Annotated in this window: 18 protein-coding genes; 9 read left to right on the top strand and 9 right to left on the bottom strand. The window is 67.1% G+C overall.

Annotation, left to right across the window (positions count from 1 at the left end; all coding sequences use genetic code 11):
- Positions 1 to 66 precede the first annotated feature (66 nt).
- Positions 67 to 2745, bottom strand: a complete 2679-nt coding sequence (gene acnA / locus H8M03_RS09555) for an aconitate hydratase AcnA (RefSeq protein ID WP_187479217.1) — start codon at positions 2743 to 2745, stop codon at positions 67 to 69.
- A 224-nt stretch (positions 2746 to 2969) separates the two neighbouring features.
- On the opposite strand from acnA, the gene H8M03_RS09550 reads away from it, so the two are divergent.
- From H8M03_RS09550 to H8M03_RS09540, 3 genes are read left to right on the top strand one after another with little or no spacing between them, the layout of a single operon-like run.
- Complete coding sequence (locus tag H8M03_RS09550; RefSeq protein ID WP_187479216.1) at positions 2970 to 3158, top strand: hypothetical protein; 189 nt, start codon at positions 2970 to 2972, stop codon at positions 3156 to 3158.
- Between the two features lie 55 nt (positions 3159 to 3213).
- Complete coding sequence (locus H8M03_RS09545; protein ID WP_187479215.1) at positions 3214 to 3765, top strand: DUF2585 family protein; 552 nt, start codon at positions 3214 to 3216, stop codon at positions 3763 to 3765.
- Between the two features lie 59 nt (positions 3766 to 3824).
- Positions 3825 to 4361, top strand: a complete 537-nt coding sequence (locus H8M03_RS09540; RefSeq protein ID WP_187479214.1) for an acyloxyacyl hydrolase — start codon at positions 3825 to 3827, stop codon at positions 4359 to 4361.
- 9 nt (positions 4362 to 4370) lie between these two features.
- On the opposite strand, the gene fumC is transcribed toward H8M03_RS09540, so the two are convergent.
- Positions 4371 to 5765 carry a class II fumarate hydratase gene (gene fumC / locus H8M03_RS09535; protein ID WP_187479213.1) on the bottom strand — a complete coding sequence of 465 codons (1395 nt, stop codon included), beginning with the start codon at positions 5763 to 5765 and terminating at the stop codon, positions 4371 to 4373.
- Positions 5766 to 5853: 88 nt separating this feature from the next.
- Positions 5854 to 6333, bottom strand: a complete 480-nt coding sequence (locus tag H8M03_RS09530; RefSeq protein ID WP_187479212.1) for an SspB family protein — start codon at positions 6331 to 6333, stop codon at positions 5854 to 5856.
- 55 nt (positions 6334 to 6388) lie between these two features.
- Between H8M03_RS09530 and H8M03_RS09525 the strand changes: the two genes are divergently transcribed.
- Together H8M03_RS09525 and H8M03_RS09520 are read left to right on the top strand one after the other, a co-directional pair.
- The gene (locus H8M03_RS09525; RefSeq protein ID WP_187479211.1) at positions 6389 to 6766 is read left to right on the top strand and encodes a histidine triad nucleotide-binding protein; all 378 of its coding nucleotides are present in this window, start codon (positions 6389 to 6391) and stop codon (positions 6764 to 6766) included.
- A gap of 75 nt (positions 6767 to 6841) precedes the next feature.
- Entirely contained in the window at positions 6842 to 8446 is a 1605-nt protein-coding gene (locus tag H8M03_RS09520; protein WP_187479210.1) for an amino acid permease, read from the top strand.
- Here the strand turns inward: H8M03_RS09520 and H8M03_RS09515 are convergent.
- A complete protein-coding gene (locus H8M03_RS09515; RefSeq protein WP_187479209.1) occupies positions 8443 to 11142 on the bottom strand; it encodes a [protein-PII] uridylyltransferase in 2700 nt (899 codons plus the stop codon). The genes H8M03_RS09520 and H8M03_RS09515 overlap by 4 nt on opposite strands.
- Complete coding sequence (gene mutS / locus H8M03_RS09510; protein WP_246448837.1) at positions 11139 to 13739, bottom strand: DNA mismatch repair protein MutS; 2601 nt, start codon at positions 13737 to 13739, stop codon at positions 11139 to 11141. The genes H8M03_RS09515 and mutS overlap by 4 nt, the downstream gene beginning before the upstream one ends.
- A 77-nt stretch (positions 13740 to 13816) precedes the next feature.
- On the opposite strand from mutS, the gene H8M03_RS09505 reads away from it, so the two are divergent.
- The gene (locus tag H8M03_RS09505) at positions 13817 to 16093 is read left to right on the top strand and encodes an NADP-dependent malic enzyme (RefSeq protein WP_187479208.1); all 2277 of its coding nucleotides are present in this window, start codon (positions 13817 to 13819) and stop codon (positions 16091 to 16093) included.
- On the opposite strand, the gene H8M03_RS09500 is transcribed toward H8M03_RS09505, so the two are convergent.
- Entirely contained in the window at positions 16090 to 18177 is a 2088-nt protein-coding gene (locus H8M03_RS09500) for a RelA/SpoT family protein (RefSeq protein ID WP_187479207.1), read from the bottom strand. The genes H8M03_RS09505 and H8M03_RS09500 overlap by 4 nt on opposite strands.
- A 198-nt stretch (positions 18178 to 18375) precedes the next feature.
- On the opposite strand from H8M03_RS09500, the gene H8M03_RS09495 reads away from it, so the two are divergent.
- A complete protein-coding gene (locus H8M03_RS09495) occupies positions 18376 to 18867 on the top strand; it encodes a winged helix-turn-helix transcriptional regulator (protein WP_246448835.1) in 492 nt (163 codons plus the stop codon).
- A gap of 61 nt (positions 18868 to 18928) precedes the next feature.
- Here the strand turns inward: H8M03_RS09495 and rpoZ are convergent, their stop codons facing one another.
- On the bottom strand, positions 18929 to 19270 hold the full coding sequence (rpoZ, locus tag H8M03_RS09490) for a DNA-directed RNA polymerase subunit omega (RefSeq protein ID WP_187479206.1): 342 nt from the start codon (positions 19268 to 19270) through the stop codon (positions 18929 to 18931).
- Positions 19271 to 19430: 160 nt separating this feature from the next.
- Here rpoZ and H8M03_RS09485 point away from each other — a divergent pair, with 160 nt between their 5' ends.
- Positions 19431 to 20579 carry a phospholipase D-like domain-containing protein gene (locus H8M03_RS09485; protein ID WP_187479205.1) on the top strand — a complete coding sequence of 383 codons (1149 nt, stop codon included), beginning with the start codon at positions 19431 to 19433 and terminating at the stop codon, positions 20577 to 20579.
- A gap of 3 nt (positions 20580 to 20582) precedes the next feature.
- Here H8M03_RS09485 and H8M03_RS09480 read toward each other — a convergent pair whose 3' ends face one another.
- Positions 20583 to 21212, bottom strand: coding sequence for a class I SAM-dependent methyltransferase (locus H8M03_RS09480; protein WP_187479204.1), 630 nt, complete (start codon positions 21210 to 21212; stop codon positions 20583 to 20585).
- Between the two features lie 110 nt (positions 21213 to 21322).
- On the opposite strand from H8M03_RS09480, the gene H8M03_RS09475 reads away from it, so the two are divergent.
- On the top strand, positions 21323 to 22615 hold the full coding sequence (locus H8M03_RS09475) for an MFS transporter (protein WP_187479203.1): 1293 nt from the start codon (positions 21323 to 21325) through the stop codon (positions 22613 to 22615).
- Here the strand turns inward: H8M03_RS09475 and H8M03_RS09470 are convergent.
- Entirely contained in the window at positions 22571 to 24931 is a 2361-nt protein-coding gene (locus H8M03_RS09470; protein WP_187479202.1) for a CDC48 family AAA ATPase, read from the bottom strand. The genes H8M03_RS09475 and H8M03_RS09470 overlap by 45 nt on opposite strands.
- Between the last annotated feature and the right edge of the window lie 81 nt (positions 24932 to 25012).

Genomic DNA, 25012 nt, shown 5'->3' with positions numbered 1-25012 from the left:
GATAGGCCAGCAGGATCAGGCTCGCGCCGCCCCACCCGGCGGCTTCGACCGCGATCTCCTGCGCGGTCAGGCGGCGAGCTTCCGCAGGACGTATTGCAGGATTCCCCCGGCGTGGAAGTAGTCGAGCTCGTTGTAGGTATCGATCCGGCAGCGGGCGGTGAAGGTGAACGGTTCGCCTTCGTCGGGCGTCACCGTGACCGTCACGTCCTGGCGCGGCTTGATCCCGGCGACGCCTTCGATCGTGTACTTTTCCCTGCCGGTGAGGCCGAGGCTTTTGGCGGTGTCGCCGTCCGCGAATTGCAGCGGCAGGACGCCCATGCCGACGAGGTTGGAGCGGTGGATACGCTCGAAGCTTTCGGCGATGACCGCGCGCACGCCCAGCAGGATCGTGCCCTTGGCGGCCCAGTCGCGCGAGCTGCCGGTGCCATATTCCTTGCCGGCAATGACGACCAGCGGTCGGTCGTCCTGCTTGTAGAGCATCGCCGCGTCGTAGATCGGCATGGTCTCGCCGGTCGGCGCATAACGGGTGAAGCCGCCTTCGACACCGTCGAGCATCTTGTTGCGGATGCGGATGTTGGCGAACGTGCCGCGCATCATCACTTCATGATTGCCGCGGCGCGAGCCGTAGCTGTTGAATTCGCCGCGGCTGACCTGGCGGTCGAGGAGGTAGCGGCCGGCCGGGCTGTCGGGCTTGATCGCGCCGGCGGGTGAAATGTGGTCGGTGGTGATGGAATCGCCGAACAGCGCCAGCGGCCGGGCGCGCAAGATGTCCTTGGGCGCGGCGGCATCCATCGTCATGCCGGTGAAATAGGGCGGGTTCTGGATGTAGGTCGATGTCGGCGGCCAGGCGTAGGTGTCGCCGCCGCTGATCTCGATCTCGCGCCAGCGCTCGTCACCGTTGTAGACGTCGGCATAGCGCCGGCGGAACATGGTCGAATGGACATGGGCGTCGATCAGCTGGCGGATTTCCTCGTTCGAGGGCCAGATGTCCTTGAGGTACACGTCTTCTCCGTTCGACGCCTGGCCGATCGGTTCGTTGACGATGTCGGCCCGGACCGTACCCTTGAGCGCATAGGCGACCACCAGGGGCGGCGAGGCCAGGTAATTGGCGCGGCAGTCGGGCGACACGCGGCCTTCGAAATTGCGGTTGCCGGACAGCACGCTGACGGCGACCAGGTCGTTTTCGTTGACCGCCTTGCTGATCGGTTCGGCCAGCGGACCGGAATTGCCGATGCAGGTCGTACAGCCGTAACCGACGAGGTCGAAGCCGAGTGCGTTGAGGTCTTCGCTCAGGCCGCTTTCGTTGAGATAGTCGGTCACTACCTGGCTGCCCGGTGCGAGGCTGGTCTTGACCCAAGGCTTGACCTGCAGCCCCTTCTCCCGCGCCTTGCGGGCGACCAGGCCGGCGCCGATCAGCACCGACGGGTTGGAGGTGTTGGTGCAACTGGTGATTGCGGCGATGACGACGTCGCCGTTGCCAAGGTCGTGGTCCAGGCCGTTGACCGCGACGCGCGGGTCGTCGTGCTTGCCGTAGGTTTGCTCAAGGTCGCGATTGAACTGGTCGTCGATCTCGCTCAGCAGCACGCGGTCCTGCGGCCGCTTGGGGCCGGCCAGCGACGGCTCGATCGTCGCCATGTCGAGCTCCAGCGTATCGGTGAACACCGGCTCCGGCGCATCATTGTCGCGCCACATGCCCTGCGCCTGGCAATAGGCCCGGACCAGTTCGACCTGCTCGTCGTCGCGGCCGGTCAGCTTGAGATAGTCGATCGTCCGTTCGTCGATCGGGAAAAAGCCGCAGGTCGCGCCATATTCGGGCGCCATGTTGGCGATGGTCGCGCGGTCGGCGAGCGGAAGGTGTTCCAGCCCCGGGCCGTAGAATTCGACGAAGCGGCCGACGACGCCCTTGGCGCGCAGCATCTGGGTGACGGTCAGCACCAGGTCGGTGGCGGTGATCCCTTCGGCCAGCTTGCCGTCGAGGCGGAAGCCGACGACTTCGGGGATCAGCATCGATACCGGCTGGCCGAGCATCGCCGCTTCGGCCTCGATCCCGCCGACGCCCCAGCCGAGCACGCCGAGGCCGTTGACCATCGTCGTATGACTATCGGTGCCGACCAGCGTATCCGGATAGGCGACGGTGTCGCCGTTCTGGTCGGCGCTGGTCCACACGCACTGGGCGATATGTTCGAGATTGACCTGGTGGCAGATACCCGTGCCCGGCGGCACGACCTTGAAATTGTCGAACGCCTGGCTGCCCCACTTGAGGAATTCATAGCGTTCGCCGTTGCGCTGATATTCGAACTCGACGTTCTTCTCGAACGCCATCGGCGTGCCGAATTCGTCGACCATCACGCTGTGGTCGATGACCAGGTGGACGGGCACCAGCGGATTGATCTTCTGCGCGTCGCCGCCAAGGCTGGTCATCGCGTCGCGCATCGCGGCCAGGTCGACTACCGCGGGGACGCCGGTGAAATCCTGCATCAGCACGCGTGCCGGGCGATACTGGATCTCGCGGTTGACCTTCCGCTCCTTGAGCCATTCGGCCATCGCCTCGAGGTCCTTGACCTTGACTGTCTCCCCGTCCTCGAAGCGCAGCAGGTTTTCGAGCAGCACCTTCATCGAAAAGGGTAGGCGCGACAGGTCGCCCAGCGTCTCGGCCGCCTTTTCCAGCGAATAATAAGCGAAGGTCCGGTCCCCGGCCTTGAGGGTCGAGCGCGTGTTGAGGCTGTCGTTGCCGGTCGGGATCATCCTTGGTCCTTGAATAAAGTTCGGGTTGGGCGACGAGCGCGCCTTAGCAATCGGCCAACGCACCCGCAAAGGCGAGGTTCAGCCGCGCTTCGCCATCGCGGGATCGTTTCGGCTGCGCTCGACCGAATGTCCAGCGCGCCGGGGCGAGCCGCCCCGACTCCCATGCCGCCGCCATCGGGCTTATACCATGCCTACGCCCGAACGGCGCAAGAAGGGAGGTTCGGATGGCTCACGACAATCTCTATTTCCGCCAGCGCGCTATGGAAGCCCGGGCCGCCGCTTTCTGCCGCGAGGAATGCGAGGATTCGGAAGTCGCCGGGCAGCTGGCGCTGGCCTATTCCGCCCTTGCCCGCCATGGCGCCGCCAAGGAGGCCGAGGCGACGGCCGATGCCGCCGAGGACGCGATCGCCTGATCCCCGGCCGCATTTCGCGGCTTCGCAATATCGCCCACCCTGCTAGCGTGCCGGCATGAGCCGCCGCTTCACGATCCTGTCGACCGGGATCACCCTCGCCATTGCCATCGCCATCCTGCTGCTAATGGCGCGCCCGCCGCTGTGCACCTGCGGCGAGCTTGGCCTGTGGGGTCCGGTCGGGCCGAAGCAAAGCCAGATGCTGACCGACTGGTACAGTCTCAGCCATTTCATCCACGGCTTCCTCTTTTTCGGCATCCTGTGGCTGGTCGCCCGGCGCTGGCCGCTGCGCTTCCGCTTCCTTGTCGCGCTCGCGGTCGAAACGGCGTGGGAGATTGCGGAGAACACGCCGCTGGTGATCGACCGCTATCGCGAAGCCACCGCAGCGCTCGGCTATAGCGGGGATTCTATCGTCAATTCGGTCAGCGACATCCTGATGATGGCGCTGGGCTTCCTCGCGGCCCGCAAGCTGCCGCTTTGGGCGTCCATTTTAATCGTTTTATTGCTGGAGCTTGTGCCGTTGCTCGCGATCCGCGACAATCTCACGCTCAACGTGTTGATGCTCGTCGCGCCCAGCGACGCGATCCTGCAATGGCAGGCAGGCGCGTAACCGGCTCCGGCCGGCCGCGCTCGCATTCATGCCCCTGCCCAGTTCGGAGTTCTGTGATTATGAAATTCGCGATTGCCTTCCTCACCGGCGCGGCGGCGCTGGCGCTTCCGGCAACAGCCCACGCGCAGGAAATTTTCGGCGGCGTCTTCGTCCACGGCGTCAATACGCCGCTGACGCTTGGCGGCGACCCGGAGGACGGGGTCGACGTCCAGCTCGGCTATCGCGCGCGCCCGATCGCGCAATTGTTCGGCGCGAAGCTGCAGCCTTATGCCTTCGGCGCGCTCAACACCGCGGGTGACACCAGCTTTGCCGCGGTCGGCCTGTCGGCCAAGTTCGGCGACAGCATCTACATCCGCCCGGGCCTTGGCCTGGCGCTCCACACCGGGTCGGCGGGCAAGTTCGACAATCCGTTCAACGACAAGATCGAATTCGGCTCGCGCGTGCTGTTCGAACCGGAAATCGCGGTCGGTGCCCGGCTGGCGCCGCGGATCAGTGCAGAGCTGAGCCTGGTGCACCTGAGCCACGCGACCATCTTCAGCGGGCAGAACCCCGGGATCGACACCGTCGGGGTGAGGGTCAACGTCGAGCTGCCGTAACGGCAGGCCTTAGCGGCCGAGCATCGTCTCCGGCTTGACCACCCGGTCGAAGGTCTCCTCGTCGACGAGGCCAAGGTCGAGGCCAGCTTCCTTGAGCGTGTGGCCCTTCTTATGCGCATGCTTGGCGATGGCCGCGGCATTGTCGTAGCCGATTTCCGGCGCCAGCGCGGTGACCAGCATCAGCGACCGTTCGAGCAGCTGCGCGATGCGCGTCTCGTCGGGCTCCAGCCCGTCGAGACAGCGTTCGCAGAAACTGTCGATGCCGACCGACAGCAGGTTGATCGAGCGAATGACGTTGGCGCCGATCAGCGGCTTGAACACGTTGAGCTCAAGATGGCCCTGCAGGCCGCCGACGGTCACCGCGACATGATTGCCCATCACCTGCGCGCCGACCATCGTCAGCATCTCGCACTGGGTCGGATTGACCTTCCCCGGCATGATCGAGCTGCCCGGCTCGTTTTCCGGCAGCTTGAGCTCGCCGATGCCGCAGCGCGGGCCCGAGCCCATCAAGCGGATGTCATTAGCGATCTTGGTCAGCGTCACAGCCAGCGTATTGAGCACGCCCGACAGCTCGACCATCGTATCGTGGGCGGCCAGTTCGGCGAACTTGTTCGGCGCCGACGTGAACGGCAGGCGGGTCAGGCTGGCGACTTCCTTGGCGAAGCCTTCGGCGAACCCGTCCGGCGCGTTGAGGCCGGTGCCGACCGCCGTGCCGCCCTGCGCCAGTGCGAACAGCCGCGGCATGACCCCGTCGATCCGGTCGACATTGGCCTGCATCTGCGCCGCATAACCGGAAAATTCCTGCCCCAGCGTCAGCGGGGTCGCGTCCTGCAAATGGGTGCGCCCGATCTTGACGATCGAATCCCACTTATTCGCCAGCTTCGTCAGCAACGCCGCCATGCGTTTCGCCGACGGCAGCAGTTTGTCGGTCAGCGACCGCGCCGCGGCGATGTGCATCGCGGTCGGAAAGCTGTCGTTGGACGACTGGCTCTTGTTGACGTGATCGTTGGGGTGAACCGGCTCCTTCCCGCCGCGACTGCCGGTCAGCTGCTCGTTGGCGCGCCCGGCGATCACCTCGTTGGCGTTCATGTTGGACTGCGTGCCCGACCCCGTCTGCCAGATGACCAGCGGAAACTGATTGTCGAGATCGCCGCGCGCGACCTGGCCTGCAGCCTGCTGGATCGCCTCGGCGATTTCCGCGTCGAGCTTGCCCAGGCGGCCGTTGACCCGCGCCGCGGCCTGTTTGACGAAGCCCAGCGCGTGGACGATTTCCACGGGCATCTGTTCGCGCGGGCCGAACGGGAAATTCTCGATCGAGCGTTCGGTCTGCGCGCCCCAATAAGCGTCGGCGGGGACCTCGATCGGCCCGAAGCTGTCGGTCTCGGTGCGGGTGGTGTCGGTCATGGCCTCAATCTGCTCCGTTCAAACGCACGGCAGCCGCGGCGAAAGCATCCGGCAGGCAGGTTTCGCGGACCGCAGTCCGGCGCTCCTGTTATTTTTTGCGGGTAAAGTCCACGCTGACGACATTGGACCCGTCGTCGGCCTCGACCAGCGGGGTGTCGTTCTCGGCTTCCTCATGCTCTTCGTTGACCGGTTCGGACACGTTGGCCTGGAAGGTCAGCCGGAAATCCACCGCCGGGTCGACGAAGTCGGTTACCGCGTCGAACGGGACGCGCAGGCTGGCCGGCACGCCGCTGAACGACAGGCCGACCGAAAAGCTGTCTTCCTCCACCTTCAGGTCCCAGAAGCGGTGCTGGATGACGATCGTCATCTCTTCCGGAAAGCGCTCCGACAGGTGCTTGGGGATCGCCACGCCCGGCATGCGGGTGTTGAAGGTGATGTAGAAATGATGGTCGCCCGGCAGCCCGCCGGTGCGCTCGACCTCGCCGAGCACGCGCCCGACCACGTCGCGAAGCGCTTCCTGCACGATCTCGTCGTACGGAATCATGCTCTCGGGAGTCTCGTCGCCCATCGCTTTCGGTGGTAGCGAGGCAGCGTTTCCGGTCAAGCAAACTTGTGGAAGAGCAATGCCGATCGACCCGACCAAGCCCTATGACGACAGCAATATCTTCGCCCGGATCCTGCGCGGCGAATTGCCGTGCAAGCGCATTTACGAGGACGAACATGCGCTGGCCTTTCACGACATCAACCCGCTGGCGCCGGTGCACATCCTGGTGATCCCGAAGGGTCCGTACGTGTCGTGGGACGATTTTTCGGCGCGTGCCTCGGACGCGGAGATGGCCGGCTTCGTGCGCGCCGTCGGCAAGGTCGCGCGCGACCAGCAGCTGGAAGTGCAGGGCTATCGCCTGCTCGCCAACATCGGCAAGCGCGCCGGCCAGGAAGTGCCGCACCTGCACGTTCACATCTTCGGCGGACAACCGCTGGGACCGATGCTGGCGCGCTGATTTCCGCCGGGGATTGCACATGGCTGTTGAGCCGCTAGGCTCCGCCCCAGCAAAATCGCCATCAAAGGATTATCCATGGCAAGCACAGCGCCGCGCGGGGGCATTTTCGGCCGCGTAAAGCCACTCGACGCAATCCTCGCCACCGCCGAAAAGAAAGGGCTTCACCGCTCTCTCGGCGCGGTCCAGCTGACCCTGTTTGGCGTCGGCTGCATCATCGGCACCGGCATTTTCGTGCTCACGTCGGTCGGCGCGCAAAAGGCCGGCCCGGGGCTGATGCTGTCCTTCATCATTGCCGGTGCGGTCTGCATCGTCGCCGCGCTCTGCTACGCGGAAATCGCGTCCATGGCCCCGGTCGCCGGGTCCGCTTACACTTACTCCTATGCAGTGCAGGGGGAATTCCTCGCCTGGACGGTCGGCTGGGCGCTGTTGCTCGAATATGCGGTCGGCGCTTCGGCGGTGTCAGTCGGCTGGTCCAACTATTTTACCGACACGGTGATGGCGCGAAGTTGGGGGATAGACGTCCCCGCCTTCCTCAAGGCCGGGCCGGAAGCGCTCGGTGGCCAGGTCGGCGGCCTGATCAACCTGCCCGCGGCGGTCATCGCCCTGCTGGTCACCTGGCTGCTGATGATCGGCACCACCGAAAGCGCGCGCGTCAACGCCGTGCTGGTGGCGATCAAGATCATTGCCCTGACGGTCTTCGTGTTCCTGACCGTCCCGGCGATCGATAGCGCCAACCTCGACCCCTATACGCCGGGCGGCATGTTCGGCGGCTTCGGCTCCGGTGTCGGCGTGGTCGGCGCCGCGGCGACGATGTTCTTCGCTTATGTCGGCTTCGACGCGGTCTCCACCGCCGCCGAGGAAACCAAGAACCCGCAGCGCAACGTGCCGATCGGCCTGATCGGCAGCCTTCTTCTGTGCACCGTTTTCTACATCCTCGTGTCGTGGGGCGCGGTCGGATCGATCGGCGGCCAGCCGGTGATGGGTGCCGACGGCGCGCCGCTGGGCACCGGAACGCCCGAACTGGCGCGGATGTGCGCCACCGCGCAATATCAGGACGCGCTGGTTTGCTCGCGTGAACCGCTGGCCCACGTGCTGCACACGCTCGGCTACGGGTCGATCGGCAACATGATCGGCTATGCCGCCTTCCTGGCGCTGCCGTCGGTCATCCTGATCCTGCTGTTCGGCCAGACCCGCATCTTCTTCGTCATGGCCCGCGACGGCCTGCTCCCCGAGCGGCTCGCCGAGGTCCACCCGAAGTGGAAGACCCCGCACATCTGCACGCTGATCACCGGCTTGGTCGTCGCCATCGGCGCCGCCTTCTTCCCGGTCGGTCAGCTGGCGGACATCGCCAACGCCGGCACGCTCTATGCGTTCATGATGGTCGCGATCGCGGTGTGGCAGCTGCGCAAGAAGGATCCGAACCGGCCGCGGCCGTTCAAGGTGCCGGGCATCTGGTTCGTGGCCCCGGCGACGATCCTCGGCTGCCTGTTCCTGTTCTTCAACCTGCCGAAGGAAGCGATGCTGGTCCTGCCGATCTGGGGCGCGATCGGGATCGTTTTCTATTACCTCTATTCCTACAAGGCGAGCCACCTGGGCCGCGGGATCGTCGAGGTTCCGGAAACGGAAGTTCACGCCATCGACCCGTCCAGCCCGGGCTATAACGAAGACCGCACGAACTAGGCGGGTTCGGCCTCGCGCGCGGCGTCCATGAGCGCCGCGCGCAGGTCGTCCGCCTGCCGGTCGGACAGCTTCCGGCCCTTGGCCGTGCTCAGGTAAAAAACGTCGACGGCGCGCTCGCCATAGGTGGCGACGTGGGCCGAATGCACTTCCAGCGACTGCCCGTGGATCGCCCGCGCCAGCCGCGCCAGCAGGCCCGGCCGGTCGAGCGCATTCACTTCCACCACCGTCGTCCGGCTCGACGCCCGCTCGGCAATCGCCACGGACGGCGCGACGTGAAAGGCCGCCAATTTGTCGCGCCCGCGGCGCGGCGCCGACACGTCCGGCAGCGTTTCCGCGGCCAGCGCCGTTTCGACCGACCGCACCAGCCGGTTGCGCAGCCGTGTATCGGAATAGGGCCGTTCGCGCGCGTCCTGGACCAGCAGGTTATCCAGCGCCATGCCGTCGCGGGTGGTGTGGATGCGCGCATCGATGATGCTCGCCCCGGCCGACGCCAGCCCGGCGCAAATGCGGAAGAACAGGCCTTCGCGGTCGGGCGCGAAGACGCTGATCCGGGTCGCCCCGCGGTCCGGCTCGTCCTCGGCGACGATGCTCGGCGCGGCAGCGCCGATCTGCGCCTGCGCCTGCGCCACCTGCCGCGCATTGGATAGCTGCACCTCGGGCGGCTCGGCCAGCCAGTAGGAATCGGGCAGCCGGCGAACGTGGGCGCGCGCGGCGGTCTTCTTCCAGTCGAGCGCTTGCGCCAGCCCGTCCTGCCGCTGGGCAACGATTTCGCTGCGCCCGCGCTGCTTGTGGCCCAGCCGCAACTTCTCTTCCGCCGCGTCGAACAGGGTCCGCAGCAACATCCGCTTCCACTCGTTCCACACGCCCGGCCCGACCGCGCGGATATCGACTACGGTCAGGATCAGCAGCAGGCGCAGCCGCTCCGGGCTCTGCACCATCGCGACGAAATCCTCGATCGTCTTGGGATCGGCCAGGTCGCGCTTGAACGCGGTCGACGACAGCAACAAGTGATAGCGCACCAGCCATGCGACCGCTTCGGTTTCCGCCTCGTCGAGCCCGAGCCGCGGGCACAGGGCCAGCGCGACCTTTTCGCCGAGCACGCTGTGGTCGCCGCCACGCCCCTTGGCGATATCGTGCAGCAGCACCGCCACGTACAGCGTCCGCCGCGACCCGATCTGCTTGAACAGGGCGGTCGACAGCGGATGGTCGTCCTTCAGCTCCCCGCGCTCGATCGTGGCGAGCAGGCCGATGGCGCGGATCGCATGCTCGTCGACCGTATAATGGTGGTACATGTCGAACTGCATCTGCGCGACGACGCGGCCGAAATCGGGAATGAAGCGGCCGAACACGCCGGATTCGTTCATCCAGCGCAGCACCGTGTCCGGCGCGTTCACATTGGTCAGCACCTCCAGGAACAGCGCGTTGGCGCGCGGGTCCTTGCGCACGCGCTCGCGGATCAGCCGGGCGTCGCGGGTCGCCGCGCGCATCGCCGTCGGGTGGATCTCCAGCCGCTCGCGCGCGGCCAGCGCGAACAGTTCGATCAGGCGCACCGGGTCGGCGGCGAAGAAATCGTCCGACGGGATCGACAGCCGGCCGCGGTCGAGCACGAAGCCGGCCAGCGCCTTGGGCCGCCGGCGGATCGTCGGCAGCGCAAAACGGCTGCCCTTGCGGCCCATCTTCTCGTCAAGCTGGGCAAGGAAGACCCCGGTCAGGTCCCCGACCGTCTTAGCGTTGATGAAGTAGAAATGCATGAACCGTTCGACCGCCGATTTCCCGGGCCGGTCGGCGTAATGCATGCACTTGGCGATAGCCTTCTGATATTCGAAGCCGAGCCGTTCCTCGGCGCGCCCGGCTTCCAGGTGCAGGTGACAGCGGACCGCCCAGAAAAATCGCTCCGCCCGTTCGAAGGAGGCGAATTCCTCCGCCGTCAGCAGGCCGACCGACACCAGCTCCTTCGGCTCGCGCACGTCATAGACGTACTTGCCGATCCAGTAGAGCGTCTGCAGGTCGCGCAGCCCGCCCTTGCCGTCCTTGACGTTGGGTTCGACGACATAGCGCGTGTCGCCCATGCGCACGTGCCGCTCGTCGCGTTCGGCCAGCTTGGCGGCGACGAAGTCCGCCGCCGACCCGGCGACGATCTTCGCCCGGAAACGGGTCAGCGCAGCTTCGAACACGTCCTCGCTGCCCCACAGCAGCCGTGCTTCCAGGAACGCCGTGCGAACCGTCATGTCGTCGCGCGCAAGCTTCAGGAACTCGTCGGTGGACCGCAACGAATGGCCGACCTTCAGCTGCAGGTCCCACAACAGGTAAAGCGTCTGCTCGACGATCCGCTCGACCGCCTTCGACGGCCTGGCCTTGGTCAGGAACATGAGGTCGAGGTCGCTGTACGGCGCCATTTCGCCGCGGCCCGTCCCGCCCAGCCCGACGATCGCCAGTTCCGGCGGCTGGTCGCCGGTGACATATTCATAGGCCAGCCGGACGATCTGCACGTGCAGGTAGGCGGTCGACCGTGCCGTGGCGCGGCCGCGGTGCGGGTCGCGGGCAAAGCGCCGCGCGATTTCCTCCCGCCCCCGCGCCAGCGCGTCCGCCAGGATGCCCGTCGCCGCCGCGCTGCCGGCGCGGCTCAATGCGTCGCCCAGCGTTCGCGGATCGACGATTGCGCGGCGGTCCTCGACCGGATCGAACGGCGCGTTCACTGGCCCCGGTCCGCCCAGATCTGCTTGATCCGGTAAAGTGCGTCGAGCGCCTCGCGCGGGGTCAGCGCATCGGGATCGACGTCGGCCACCGCCTGCGCCAGCGGATCGGCCGGCGGCTCCGGCTCGGCGGAAGCAGCGAATAGCGGCAGGTCGTCCAGCCCGGCGGCGATGCCGCCGGTCGCGTCGCGCCCGGCCTCCAGCTTGGCCAGCACGGCCTTGGACCGCGCGACCACGGCCGGGGGCAGCCCCGCCAGCTTGGCCACCGCAATGCCGTAGCTGCGGTCGGCGGCGCCGTCGGCGACTTCGTGGAGCAGGACGAGATCGCCCTTCCATTCGCGCGCCCGGACGTGGTGCAGCGACAGCGAATCGAGCCGCCCGGCCAGTCGCGTCAGCTCATGATAATGGGTCGCGAACAGGGTGCGGCATTTGACCTGGTCGTGCATGGCCTCGACCACCGCCCAGGCGATGGCCAGCCCGTCGTAGGTCGATGTCCCGCGCCCGATTTCGTCGAGGATGACCAGGCTCTGCGGGGTCGCCTGCGCCAGGATCGCGGCGGTTTCGACCATTTCGACCATGAAGGTCGACCGGCCCCGGGCCAGGTTGTCGGCGGCACCGACGCGGCTGAACAATTTGTCGACGATTCCGACCCGCGCACTGGCCGCTGGGACGAAGCAGCCCGCTTGGGCCATCACCGCCACCAGCGCCGCCTGGCGCAGGAAGGTCGACTTGCCGCCCATGTTGGGACCGGTGATCAGCCACAGCCGGTCGTCGCGGCCAAGGCTGAGATCGTTGGCGACGAAGCGGTCGCCGCCGTCGCGCAGCGCGGCTTCGACCACCGGGTGGCGCCCGCCATCGATGTCCAGGCACGGCTCGCCGGTGATCGTCGGGCTGGCCCAGCCGCCGTCGGCGGCGCGCTGTGCATTGCCGGCGCCGACATCGATCCGCGCCAGCGCCTCGGCGGTGGCCAGCACCGGCGCCGACTGGCCCACGGCCAGCGCGGTCAGCGCGTCGAGATGCGCGGCTTCTACCGCCAGCGACCGGCCGCCCGCCTCGACCACGCGCGACGCTTCCTCGTGCAATTCGGGTGAATTGAAGCGGACCACCCCGGCCAGCGTCTGGCGGTGGGTGAACCCGCTGCCCTCGGCCATCAGCGTGTCGGCGTTCCTGGCCGATACTTCGACATGATAGCCCAGCACCGCATTGTGGCGGATCTTGAGCGAGGCGATGCCGGTCGAGTCGCGATAGCGGCTTTCCAGCGCGGCGATCGCCCTGCGCCCGTCGGACGACGCGACCCGCAACTGGTCGAGGTCGGCGTCATAGCCCTCGGCGATATAGCCGCCCTTCGCCGAATCGAGCGGCGGCGATGCCACCAGCGCGCTCGCCAGCCGGTCCGTCAGCGGGCCGTGCCCGCCAAGCTTCGGCAGCAAGGCGGCCAGCAAGGCGGGGCCGTCCGCCTCGCCCTCCAGCTCGCGCTTCAGCGTGTCCGCGGCGACCAGTCCGTCGCGCAGCTGGGCAAGATCGCGTGGGCCGCCCCGGCCGGCGGTCAGCCGGGCCAGTGCACGGGCGATGTCCGGCAGCGCCTTGAGCGCCGCGCGGGTGCGGTCGCGGCGCAACTGGTCGGCGTGAAACCAGGCGACCAGCGCCAGCCGGCGTTCGATATCGGCCTTGTCGGTCAGCGGCGCGGCAATGTCCGCGGCAAGCAGCCGGCGGCCCCCGGCGGTCACGCAGCGGTCGATTTCGCCAAGCAGGCTCCCCGCCACCGATCCGCCGGTCGATCGCGTCAGCTCCAGGCTTTCGCGGGTTGCCTGGTCGATCTGCATGAACGCGGTGCGCGCGATCCGCCGCGGCGCGTCCAGCAGGACGCCAGCGCCGCGCTGGGTCGAATCGAGATAGGCGAGCAACCCGCCGGCGGCCGCCAGCTCCGCCCGGCCCGGCGCGCCGATGCCGTCCAGCGTCGCCAGCCCGAACCGGTCCCTCAGCGCCCGGTCCCCGGCAATGCTGTCAAACCCGCCATGGCCGGCGCGGGTCTTCACGCCGGCCACCTTGCCGTCAGCGACGATTTCCGCCGGTCCCAGCCGCGCGATCTCGGATGCCAGTTCGCCGGTGCCGCAGGCGATCAGTTCGAACCGGCCGGTGGAAATGTCGGCGGCGGCAATCGCCCAGTCCTCGCCCGCACGCCCGATCGCGGCCAGCCAGTTGGCGGCGGCGGAATCGAGCAGGGTTTCCTCGGTCAGCGTGCCCGGCGTGACCAGCCGGACGATGGCGCGTTCGACCAGCGCCTTCGACCCGCGCGCCTTGCGCGCCTCGGCCGGGCTTTCGACCTGTTCGGCGATGGCCACCCGGTGCCCGCCCCTAATCAGCCGCGCGAGGTAGGATTCGGCGGCGTGGACCGGCACCCCGCACATCGGGATCGGCTCGCCCTCGCTTTCCCCGCGCTTGGTCAGCGCGATGTCGAGGCAGGCGGCCGCGGCCTTGGCGTCGTCGAAGAACAATTCGAAGAAATCGCCCATGCGATAGAACAGCAACGCGTCGCCCGCCTCGTCCTTGAGGCGCCGATATTGCGCCATCATCGGCGTCGGTGCGTCGGCTCTTGCCATTGCGCGTTGGTAGCGGGTCGGGGTGACACTTCCCACACCCTTTGGCTAAAGCCCCCGCAACAGGAGCGCAGCGCACGATGAGTGAAAGCAACATCAAGTTCACCGAGAAGGAAGCGCTCGATTTCCATTCGCAGGGGCGGCCCGGCAAGATCGAGATCGTCGCGTCGAAGCCGATGGCGACCCAGCGCGACCTCAGCCTCGCTTATTCGCCCGGAGTCGCGGTGCCGGTGCGCGCGATCGCGGCCAACCCCACCTGCGCCTACGATTTCACCGCCAAGGGCAACCTCGTCGCGGTGATTTCCAACGGCACCGCCATCCTTGGCCTCGGCAATCTCGGCGCGCTGGCGTCGAAGCCGGTGATGGAAGGCAAGGCGGTGCTGTTCAAACGCTTCGCCGACGTCGATTCGATCGATCTCGAAGTCGCCACCGAGGATTGCGACAAGTTCATCGAGGCGGTCGCGCTGCTCGAGCCCAGTTTCGGCGGCATCAACCTCGAAGACATCGCCGCGCCCGAATGCTTCGTGATCGAACAGACGCTGCGTGAGCGGATGAAGATCCCGGTCTTCCACGACGACCAGCATGGCACCGCGATCATCACTGCCGCGGGGCTGATCAACGCCTGCCTGCTGACCGGGCGCAAGCTTGGCGACATCAAGGTGGTGGTCAACGGCGCCGGCGCCGCCGCCATCGCCTGCACCGAATTGATCAAGGCGATGGGCGTGCGCGGCGATCATGTTATCATGTGCGACCGCAAGGGCGTCATCCACAACGACCGCAGCGACGTCGACCAGTGGAAGTCGGCGCACGCGGTCGAGACCGAGGCGCGGACCCTGGAAGAGGCGCTGGTCGGCGCCGACGTTTTCCTCGGCCTGTCCGCCGCCGGCGCGCTGAAGCCCGCGATGGTCAAGGCGATGGCCGACCAGCCGATCATCTTCGCCATGGCCAATCCGGACCCGGAAATCTGGCCACCCGACGCGACCGCCGCCCGGCCCGACGCGATCATCGCCACCGGCCGGTCGGACTTCCCCAACCAGGTCAACAACGTGCTCGGCTTTCCCTTCATCTTCCGCGGCGCGCTCGACGTGCGCGCGACCGCGATCAACGACGCGATGAAGATCGCCGCCGCCGAGGCGCTTGCCCAGCTGGCGCGTGAGCCGGTGCCGGAAGAAGTCGCCGCGGCCTATGGCGGGCGCACGCACAGCTTCGGCCGCGATTACATCATCCCCGCGCCGTTCGACCCTCGGCTGATGGAAGTGGTTGCGTCGGCCGTTGCCGAAGCGGCCATCGCCAGCGGCGTCGCGCAAAAGCAGATCGAGAATTTCGACGTCTATCGGCAACAGCTGCGCGCCCGGCTCAACCCGACCGTGTCAGTGCTCAGCCTGGCCTATGAAGCGGTCAAGGCCAGCCCCAAGCGCGTGCTGTTCGCGGAAGGCGAGGAGCCCAACGTGCTCAGCGCCGCCATCGCCTTTCGCGAGGCCGGCTACGGCACGCCGGTGCTGGTCGGGCGCGAAGACGTCTACGACCGGCTGAAGGCGATGGGGGTCGACGACCCGCACAGCTACGAAGTGCTCAACAGCCGCAATTCGCCGCTCGTCGGGCGCGCGGTCGACTATATCTACGCCAAGAGCCAGCGGCACGGCCTGCTCCGCCGCGAAGTCGAGCGGATGGTTAACCAGGACCGCAACTTCTTCGCCGCGGCGATGCTCGCGCTGGGTGAGGCGGACGCGATGATCACGGGCACCACCCGTCCGTTCAGCCAGTCGCTGCGCCAGGTCCGCCAGGTCATCGAGGATGAAAAGGATGCCGTCCCGTTCGGCATCAACGTCATCGTCGCCGGCAACCGCACGGTGCTGATCGCCGACACCGCGGTGACCGAACGGCCCGACGCGCGCCAGCTGGCCGCGATCGCCATGCGCTCCGCTGGTTTTGCCCGGCGCATGGGGCTGGAGCCGCGCGTCGCCTTCGTCAGCTACACCACCTTCGGCAACCCGCCGGGCACACATATCGATGAGCTGCGCGACGCGGTGAAACTGCTCGACGAGTTCAACTGCGACTTCGAATATGAAGGCGAAATGGGCCCGGACGTGGCGCTCAGCCACGACATGCAGCGGCGCTTCTATCCGTTCAGCCGACTGACCGGGGCCGCCAACATTCTCGTCATGCCCGGCCTGCAATCGGCCAACCTGTCGGCCAAGCTGCTCAAGAATCTGGGCGGGGAAAACGTGCTCGGGCCGTTCATCCTCGGGCTCGAGCTGCCGGTGCAGATCGCGCCGATGACGGCGTCCGCGTCCGACCTCGTCACCCTTGCCGTGCTTGCCGCCGGAAGCGCTCGGGAGCGCCGCAAGAAGGCCTAGATCCGCTCCACGCTGGAAACGGTATCGGCGTCGCGCAGCGCGGCGACGATGGCGTGCAGGTGGGCCAGGTCATAGACCTCGATGTCGAGGTTGAACGTCTGGAAGCTGCCGTCGCGGTGGACCAGGTGCAGGTTGATGATGTTGGCCTGCTTCTGCCCCAGGATGCCGGCCATCGTGCCAAGCGCGCCGGGCACGTCGTGCAGGATCACGGTCAGCCGCGCCGCGCCGCCCGAACCCTCGCCCCACGCCAGGTCCAGCCAGTCGGCATCGACCCCGCTGGCCAGCGTGTCGCAGCCGATCACGTGCACCTCGATCTCCTCGTCCTCTCGGCGCAGGCCGACGATGCGGTCGCCGGGGATCGGGTGACAACATTGGGCGAGGTGATAGGCGACGCCTGGCGTCAGGCCCTTGATCGAAATGGCGGTCTGCTGGGGCGGTGGGCGCGGCGCGACGTCCGCCCCGGCCGACCCGGGCATCAGCGCTTCCATCACCTCTTCGTCGCCGACCCGCTTGCGCGCGATCGCGACCATCAGCGAATCCTGGTCCTCGATATGCAGCTTCTTCAGCGCCCGCTTGACGGCATCGGGGGCCAGCTCCGCCGGTAGCCGGTCGACGATCTCGTCGTAGATCTTGCGGCCCAGCTCGATCGTCTCGTCGCGCTCCTTGTGCCGGACGAAGCGGCGCACGCCCGCGCGCGCTTTGCCGGTGGCGACAAAGCGCAGCCAGCTGGGCTGGGGATGCTGCGCTTCCGACGCCAGGATTTCGACCTGGTCGCCATTGTCGAGAATGGTGCGCAGCGGCACCACGCGGCCGTTGACCTTGGCCCCGACGGTGCGGTCGCCAAGGTCGGTGTGGACGGCGTAGGCGAAGTCGACCGGGGTCGCGCCCTTGGGCAGCTGGATCAGTTCGCCCTTGGGCGTGAAGGCGAAGATTCGGTCCTGGTACATCGCCATCCGGGTATGCTCGAGCAGCTCCTCGGGGCTCGCCGCATGCTCCAGGATCTCGACCAGTTCGTCGACCCACGGGATCTTGAGGTCGGCCTTGGGCTTGCCTTCCTTGTACGCCCAGTGCGCCGCCAGTCCGCGCTCCGCCTGTTCGTGCATCCCGCGCGTGCGGATCTGAATTTCGATGCGCATCTGCGAATCGTGGATCACCGAGGTGTGCAGCGAGCGATAGCCGTTGCGCTTGGGCGTCGAGATGTAATCCTTGTAACGGCCCGGGACCATCGGCCAGCGCTGGTGGATCAGGCCCAGCGCGCGGTAACATTCCTCCGGCGTGTCAACGATCACGCGGAACGCCATTACGTCGGACAATTGCTCGAAGCTGATGTGCCGCTCGGCCATCTTGCGCCAGATCGAATAGGGATGCTTCTCGCGCCCCGTGACCTCGGCTTCCAGCCCGTTGTCGGCCAGGTGCAGCTGAAGCCCCAGCCCGATCCGGTTGACGAGGTCGCCGCCCGCTTCGTGCAACTGGGTCAGCCGCCGCGTGATCGAGGCATAAGCGTCGGGTTCCAGCTCGCGGAAGGCCAGCGACTGCATCTCGGTCATCATCTCGTACATGCCGATGCGCTCGGCCAGCGGCGCGTAGATATCCATCGTCTCGCGCGCGATCCGGTGGCGCTTTTCCTCCGCCGGCACGTGATGGAGCGTGCGCATATTGTGCAGCCGGTCGGCCAGCTTGACCAGCAGCACGCGAATGTCGTCGGACAGCGCGAGCAGGAACTTGCGCAGGTTCTCCGCCGCCCGCTCGCTTTCCGACTGGGCCTCGATCTTGCTCAGCTTGGTCACCCCGTCGACCAGCCGGGCGACGTCCTTGCCGAACAGCCGCTCCACCTCCTCGGGCGTGGCGACGGTGTCCTCGATCGTGTCGTGAAGGATGGCGGTGACGATCGTCTGGTCGTCGAGCTTAAGGTCGGTGAGGATGCCCGCGACTTCGATCGGGTGGCTGAAATACGGGTCGCCGGAGGCGCGCTTCTGGCTGCCATGGGCCTTCATCGAGAAGACGTAGGCGCGGTTGATCAGGCCTTCGTCGGCGTCCGGATCATAGGCCCGGACCTTCTCAACAAGTTCATATTGTCGAAGCACGGGTCCTAGATGGGGGAGCGGGGCGCCATGACGCAAGTGCGAAAGGAGCCGGGCCGGGAGTGGCGTTGACCCGGCTCCTTCCGGTTTCGGGCTGTACCAGCGCCGTGCGACAATGGTGTGACGCTGGTTTCCCTTCGCAACTGTTCTTTTGCCAAGGGTTGTGCTTTGCTGCCGCCCGGCAGGAGGGAAGCCGTGTCCGTGGAAAGCAGAGCCGGCGCCGACATCGGCGCGTTTCGCGATGCCGCGTTAAGCTGCCCGATCCCCGCCGCGGTCGAGCTGATCGGCGAAAAATGGGCCTTCCTGATCGTTCGCGGTGCCTTCAACGGCCTGCGCCACTTCGAGGAATTCCAGGCCGGCCTGGGCATTGCCCGCAATATCCTGTCCGACCGGCTGGCCAAGCTGGTCGCCGGCGACATCCTCAAGCGCGCGTCCGACCCGTCCGACCGCCGCAAGGTGGTCTATTCGCTGACCGAAAAGGGCGAATCGCTGATGCCGGTGATGCTGGCGATCCGCCAATGGGGCGAGGAATGGTGCCAGGGCGAGCCCGACATCGTGCTGGCCGACGCGGCCAGCCGCCGCCCGATCCGCCGCATCCGCGTCTTCGCCGAGGACGGCCGCGAACTGAAACTGGGCGATCTCGTCTGGCTCAGCCGAGCGGAGGCCGAGACCCCGGCCGAACGGGCCGCCTGAACCCGGGCAAAGAAAAGGGCGGGCGAACCGGCCCTGATCGTTTCAACCCTTGGTCGAGCGACTATTCGTAGTCGCCGCCCGACGGAGCCGGACGCGGCGGAGCCGCGGCGGTCAGGCGGAGCGCTTCGGCCGATTCGCTCAGGCTCGCCAGCTCGTCCGTCTCGTCTTCCTCGTCGATGCGAACCTTTTGCAGGTTGCCGACGATCGCTTCCTCAAGATCCTTCGGCTTGACCGTCGGCTCGGCGATCTCGCGCAGCGCGACGACCGGATTCTTGTCGCGGTCGCGGTCGAGCGTAAGGTCGGCACCGCCGGAAATCTGCCGCGCACGCTGGGCGGCGAGCAGGACCAGGTCGAACCGGTTCGGGACCTTGTCTACGCAATCTTCAACAGTAACGCGCGCCATTCATCGCTCCGTGCGGTCAATTCCGAGAGGAATATGGGATTTCGGGAAGGCGCCCGCAATAGCGGCACACGGGTCCGAAAGTCAATGAAACCGGCCCACCGGCCCGATCCGCCGCCGACCGTCTTGCGGCGCCGCCATTAGCAATGCACAGGCGAGGGCGATGGCCCGAGCGCGCAAACCGATCATCGCCCAAATCGCCGATCACCGGCTGGAAGTGATCGAAACCGGCTCGGGACGGCTCAAGGTCCTGCTCGAACTGATCGGCGCGGCCGAGACCAGCTTGCGCATCGTCATGTACATGTTCGACGACGACCGCGCCGGAAAGGCGGTGCGCGACGCGCTGATTGCCGCGGGCGAGCGCGGCGTCGCGGTCAACCTGCTGGTCGACGGTTTCGGATCGTCCAGCGCCGACCCGGAATTCTTCGCCAAGCTAGACGGTGCGGGGGCCAAGTATTGTTTCTTCCACCCGTCCTACGGGCGGCGCTACCTTATCCGAAATCACCAGAAGCTGATCGTGGTCGACGACAAGACCGTCCTGCTTGGCGGCTCGAACATCGACAGCGAATATCTGAAGGACACCGGCCCCGGCCATTGGCGCGACCTGTGGCTGCGGCTGGACGGCCCGCAGGCCCGCAACGCCGGCCGCTATCTCGAGCTGGTGATCGGCTGGTCGCACCGCAAGAAGGCGAAGATCCGTTCGCTGCGCCGCATCGTCGCCGAACAGAGCACGTCGCGCGGGCCGTTGCAGTGGAAGTTCAGCGGTCCGGTCAGCCGGCGCAACAGCTGGTGGCGGAGCATCGGCCGCGACATCGGCAAGGCCAGGCAGCTGGACATGATCTTCGCTTATTTTTCCCCGCCGAGCGCGATGCTGCGGCGGATCGGCGCGGTCGGCAGCCGGGGCCGAGCGCGGATCGTCACCGCGGCCAAGTCGGACAATACGACGACCATCGCCGCCGCCCGCAATTGCTACAGCCGGCTGCTTCGGCGCCACGTCGAAGTTTATGAATATGAAAAGTCGAAGCTGCACACCAAGCTCGTCATCGTCGACGACGTGGTCCACATCGGCTCATCCAACTTCGATTACCGCAGCCTCTACCTCAATCTCGAAGTGATGTTGCGGATCAAGGACAAGGGCTTCGCCGATGAGATGCGCCGCTATTTCGAGCGCGAGCTGAAGGACAGCCGGTGGATCACCGCACAGGTCCACAAGCAGCGCGCCAATCCGTGGCTGCGCATCAAGTGGGCGATCGCGCACTTCCTGATGACCGTGACGGACTATTCCGTCACGCGCCGGCTCAACCTTGGCTGACGCTTATTCCTTGTAGGCCCAGAACAGCGTCGCCGGAGGCACGTTGATCCATTCGAAGCCGCGTTCGATCCGTTCGAAATGCGGCTTGATGAAATCGAACACCTTGGGGCTGAACTGATAGACCAGGAAGGCGCCGCCCGGGCGCACCACCGTCGCCGTGGCGCGGGCGATATCGTCGCCGACACCCGGCGGAAGGGTCGAAAAGGGCAGGCCCGACAGCACGTAATCGGCATGGTCGAAACCATGGTCGGAAATGATCTGCTGCACGTCGGCGGCCGATCCGGTGACCGCGATCAGGCGCGGGTCATCCATCGCCTTGGCCAGATATTTGATGAAGTCGGGGTTGGTGTCGATCGCGATCAGCTTCGCGTCCGGCCCCATCTTGTCGAGGATCGGGCGGGTGAAGGTGCCGACGCCCGGTCCATATTCGACGAACAGCTTGGTCGTGTCCCAGTCGACCGGCCCAAGCATCTTTTCGATCAGCACGCGGCTCGACGGGATGATTGATCCGACCATCACCGGGTGCTTGAGGAAGCCGCGGAGGAACTGCCAGTGCGGGCTGGGCGAACGCCGTGCCGAGCGGCGGGCAAGCCGGCGCGGCCCCTTGAGCGTTCGAGCGGTTGAACTTGGCATTGGAGCTCCGTCGGAGAAGGTTCGCTGCGTTGGCAAAAGCCAACCTCAATGGCAAGCGTTCGTGGGATACAGTGGTTCCGCCGCGCGGCCACGGCGCGTAAGGCCGGGCCATGGTCGCGATTGCACCTAAAGGGCGGATCGCCACCACCGCGCTCGCCACGCCGCACTTCCTGCTGCTTTACGCGGCGATGCTGGTGGCGGCGGCCGGCAACACCGCGATGCAGTCCGTCATGCCGGCGATCGGCCGCGAAACCGGGGTCGCCGATTTTTGGGTCGCGATCGCTTACACCTGGTCGGCGGTGCTGTGGGTGCTGATGGCGCCTTTCTGGGCGGAGAAGAGCGACCGCCACGGGCGCAAGGCACTGACGCTGCTGGGGCTGGCCGGCTTCATCGCCTCGATGCTGCTGTGCGGGATCGTGCTCGACTTGGGGCTCGCCCACGTCCTCGGCGGGGCCGCGACCTTCGGCCTGTTCGCCGTTTTCCGCGCCATTTACGGCGGGCTGGGCTGCGCCATTCCATCTGCGACTCAAGCCTATCTCGCGGCCAAGACGCGGCGCAGCGGCCGGGTCGCGGTGCTGTCGGCGCTGTCGTCGTCCTTCGGCCTCGGCACGATCATCGGTCCCGCGTTGGCGCCCTTGTTCGTGTTCGCGCCGCTCGGCCTCCCCGGCCCGCTGTTCGCCTTTGCGATCATCGCCGCGGCGGTGATGGCGGCGATCATCGCCTGGCTGCCCAACGACCGCTACGGCCGCCGGGCCGGGCGCGGCGCGGCGATGAGCTATCCCTCGCAGGCCTCCGCGGTGACCGGCGCAAGCGTGCTTGCGGCCACCGCTACCGGCCGCCGCACGCGGCTCAAATGGTCGGACCCGCGCATCCGCCCGTGGATTTTCGCCGGGGTCGCCGCAGGCCACGCGCAGGCCGCGACCCTGACCTGCCTCGGCTTTTTCGTCATCGACCGGCTGGCGCTCGCCCCGGAAGGATCGGAAAGCTCGATCGCGATCGTCATGATGGCCGGCGCGTCCGCCACGCTGGCCGCGCAATGGGGGCTGATCCCGCGCCTCGGCATCGGGCCGCGCGCGCTGATCGTCTGGGGCTCGCTGGTCGCGGCCGCCGGTCTTGCCGGTACGATGGCGGCCGGCGACCTCTACGGCGTTACGGTCGGTTTCGCGCTGGCCTCGCTCGGCTTCGGCATGACCCGGCCAGGCTTCACCGCCGGCGCGTCGCTGGCCGTCCCGCTGGCCGACCAGGGCGCTGTCGCGGGCGTCATCACTTCGGCCAACGGGATCAGCTTCGTCGCCGCTCCGGCGCTGGGCATGGCGCTTTACGCGCTCGACCCCAACCTGCCGTTCGCGGCCAGCGCGCTAGTGCTGGTCGCCCTCGCCTGGCTGGGTCGCGCCCTCGCCTGACGCGGACGCGCCCTTGGTTTCGTTGCGCGGGGTGAGCATGCCCGGAAGCACGAAGCCGATGCCGGTGGGGCGCACTGCATTGCTCTTCAGCGTGTCCTGAATCTTGCGATATTCCTCGAGCATGTCCTCGGTCACCGACGCGCGCGTGTCCTTTAGCGCATCCTCGAAATTGGCCATCGTCACCTTGCCGGTGTCGAGCCCGGCGCGAAGCGCGGTCAGGCCCGCCCGGCGGACAAGGTCTTCAAGGTCGGCGCCGGTGAAACGCTCGGTGCGCTGCGCCAGCGATTCGAGGTCGACGTCGTCGGCCAGCGGCATGCCCGACGTATGGATTGCAAGGATCCGCCGGCGCCCGGCGGTATCCGGAGGCCCGACATAGACCAGCTCGTCGAACCGGCCCGGGCGAAGCAGCGCCGGGTCGATCAAGCTGGGCCGGTTGGTGGCGCCGATGACGACCACGTTGTTGAGCTCTTCCAGCCCGTCCATTTCCGCAAGGATGGTGTTGACCACCCGTTCGGTCACCTGCGGTTCGCCCATGCCGCCGCCGCGCGCCGGGACCAGGCTGTCGATCTCGTCGATGAAGATGATCGTCGGCGCGACCTGGCGGGCACGGGCGAACAGCTTGGCGATCTGCTGCTCGCTCTCGCCATACCATTTGGACAGCAGATCGGACGATTTGGTGGCGATGAAATTGGCGCTGCTTTCGCGCGCGGTCGCCTTGGCCAGCAGCGTCTTGCCGGTGCCCGGCGGACCGTAGAGCAAGAAACCGCGCGCCGGGCGGATGCCGATGCGCTTGAACGCCTCGGGATGCTTGAGCGGAAGCTCGATCCCCTCGCGCAGCTTCTCCATCGACTCGTCGAGCCCGCCAATGTCGGTCCAGCGCACCTGCGGCGCCTCGACCATCACTTCGCGCATCGCCGACGGCTGCACGCGCTTCAGCGCATTTTCGAAATCGGCGCGTTCGACCGACAGGTCGTCTAGCACTTCGGTCGGGATGCTGTCCTTGTCCGGGTCGATCCGCGGCATGATCCGCCGGACCGCTTCCATCGCCGCCTCGCGGGTCAGCGAGGCAAGGTCGGCGCCGACGAAGCCGTAGGTTCGCCGGGCAAGGTCGCTGATATCGACGTCGGGGCTCAGCGGCATGCCGCGCGTGTGGATTTCCAGGATTTCCTGCCGGCCGTGGACGTCGGGCACGCCGACGATGATCTCGCGGTCGAAGCGGCCGGGACGGCGCAGCGCCTCGTCGATTGCTTCGGGCCGGTTGGTGGCGGCGATGACGACCAGGTTCTGGCGCGGCTCGATCCCGTCCATCAGGCTGAGCAATTGCGCGACCAGCCGCTTTTCGGTTTCGCCCTGCACCTGCCCGCGCTTGGGCGCGATCGAATCGATCTCGTCAATGAAGATGATCGACGGCGCTTCGGCCGCCGCCTTCTCGAACAGCTCGCGCAGCTTGCGTTCGCTTTCGCCGTAGGCGGAGCCCATCACTTCGGGCCCGGCGATGTGGAAGAAATGCGCGCTCGATTCATTGGCGACCGCACGCGCCAGCCGGGTCTTGCCGGTGCCGGGCGGGCCATGCAGCAACACGCCCTTGGGCGGATCGACGCCCAGCCGCTGGAACAGCTCCGGGTGGCGCAGCGGCAGTTCGACCATTTCGCGCAGCGCGTCGATCGTGTCGCCCATGCCGCCAAGGTCGTCATAGGTAACGTCGGCGCGGCGGTCGCCAGCCTCGCCGGCAACGAATTCGGTGCGCAATTCGATGTCGGTACCGGCATCGATGTGGACGATGCCCTTGGGCGATGCGGAAACGACCACCAACCGCACTTCCTGTAGCGCGTAGGCCGGCGCGTTGAGCATCTGCCTAATCTGCTCGGGCATGTCGGCGTTGACGCGCTGGTGCCCGGCGGTGGCGACGGTGTCGCCCTCGCACAGCGGGCGGCCGTCGAACGTGCGCTTGAGCGCGTCCGCCGAGCCCTGCAACCGGACGTGATCGGATGCGGGCGCGAACACGACCTTGGTCGCGGGCTTCGACACGGCCTTGGCGATCTCGACGAACTCGCCCGATCCGACGCCGGCGTTGGCGCGCTCCAGCCCGTCGAGGCGGATGATATCGAGCCCTTCGTCCTCGCCATAGGGGCGGATGGCGCGGGCGGCGGTGATCCGCTTGCCCTCGATCCGGATGATGTCGCCCTCGGCCAGGCCGAGTTCCTGCATCAGCTTGGCGGGCAGCCGCGCGATTCCGCGCCCGCTGTCGCCCGGCGTCAGGTTGGCGACCTGGACCTTGCGCACCGTGGCGCGTTCCTTGACTTCGCTATCGGCCATCAAATCTCCTCTCGCCCGCCGTGCGCCAAGGTAACGGCGCCGGGGCGTTCAGGGTTCAATCTGGGGACGCTGACCGCGATT

It is taken from the genome of Sphingomonas sabuli, from assembly GCF_014352855.1.
Lineage (GTDB): Bacteria > Pseudomonadota > Alphaproteobacteria > Sphingomonadales > Sphingomonadaceae > Sphingomicrobium > Sphingomicrobium sabuli.
The sequence above is the reverse complement of the archived record's forward strand: the minus strand, read 5'-3'. Positions and strand labels throughout refer to the sequence as shown.

Excerpts from the sequence above, each read along its gene's own strand:
- acnA (WP_187479217.1), bottom strand. The coding sequence starts at position 2,745 with ATGATCCCGACCGGCAACGACAGCCTCAACACGCGCTCGACCCTCAAG.
- H8M03_RS09550 (WP_187479216.1), top strand. The coding sequence starts at position 2,970 with ATGGCTCACGACAATCTCTATTTCCGCCAGCGCGCTATGGAAGCCCGG.
- H8M03_RS09545 (WP_187479215.1), top strand. The coding sequence starts at position 3,214 with ATGAGCCGCCGCTTCACGATCCTGTCGACCGGGATCACCCTCGCCATT.
- H8M03_RS09540 (WP_187479214.1), top strand. The coding sequence starts at position 3,825 with ATGAAATTCGCGATTGCCTTCCTCACCGGCGCGGCGGCGCTGGCGCTT.
- fumC (WP_187479213.1), bottom strand. The coding sequence starts at position 5,765 with ATGACCGACACCACCCGCACCGAGACCGACAGCTTCGGGCCGATCGAG.
- H8M03_RS09530 (WP_187479212.1), bottom strand. The coding sequence starts at position 6,333 with ATGGGCGACGAGACTCCCGAGAGCATGATTCCGTACGACGAGATCGTG.
- H8M03_RS09525 (WP_187479211.1), top strand. The coding sequence starts at position 6,389 with ATGCCGATCGACCCGACCAAGCCCTATGACGACAGCAATATCTTCGCC.
- H8M03_RS09520 (WP_187479210.1), top strand. The coding sequence starts at position 6,842 with ATGGCAAGCACAGCGCCGCGCGGGGGCATTTTCGGCCGCGTAAAGCCA.
- mutS (WP_246448837.1), bottom strand. The coding sequence starts at position 13,739 with ATGGCAAGAGCCGACGCACCGACGCCGATGATGGCGCAATATCGGCGC.
- H8M03_RS09505 (WP_187479208.1), top strand. The coding sequence starts at position 13,817 with ATGAGTGAAAGCAACATCAAGTTCACCGAGAAGGAAGCGCTCGATTTC.
- rpoZ (WP_187479206.1), bottom strand. The coding sequence starts at position 19,270 with ATGGCGCGCGTTACTGTTGAAGATTGCGTAGACAAGGTCCCGAACCGG.
- H8M03_RS09485 (WP_187479205.1), top strand. The coding sequence starts at position 19,431 with ATGGCCCGAGCGCGCAAACCGATCATCGCCCAAATCGCCGATCACCGG.
- H8M03_RS09480 (WP_187479204.1), bottom strand. The coding sequence starts at position 21,212 with ATGCCAAGTTCAACCGCTCGAACGCTCAAGGGGCCGCGCCGGCTTGCC.
- H8M03_RS09475 (WP_187479203.1), top strand. The coding sequence starts at position 21,323 with ATGGTCGCGATTGCACCTAAAGGGCGGATCGCCACCACCGCGCTCGCC.
- H8M03_RS09470 (WP_187479202.1), bottom strand. The coding sequence starts at position 24,931 with ATGGCCGATAGCGAAGTCAAGGAACGCGCCACGGTGCGCAAGGTCCAG.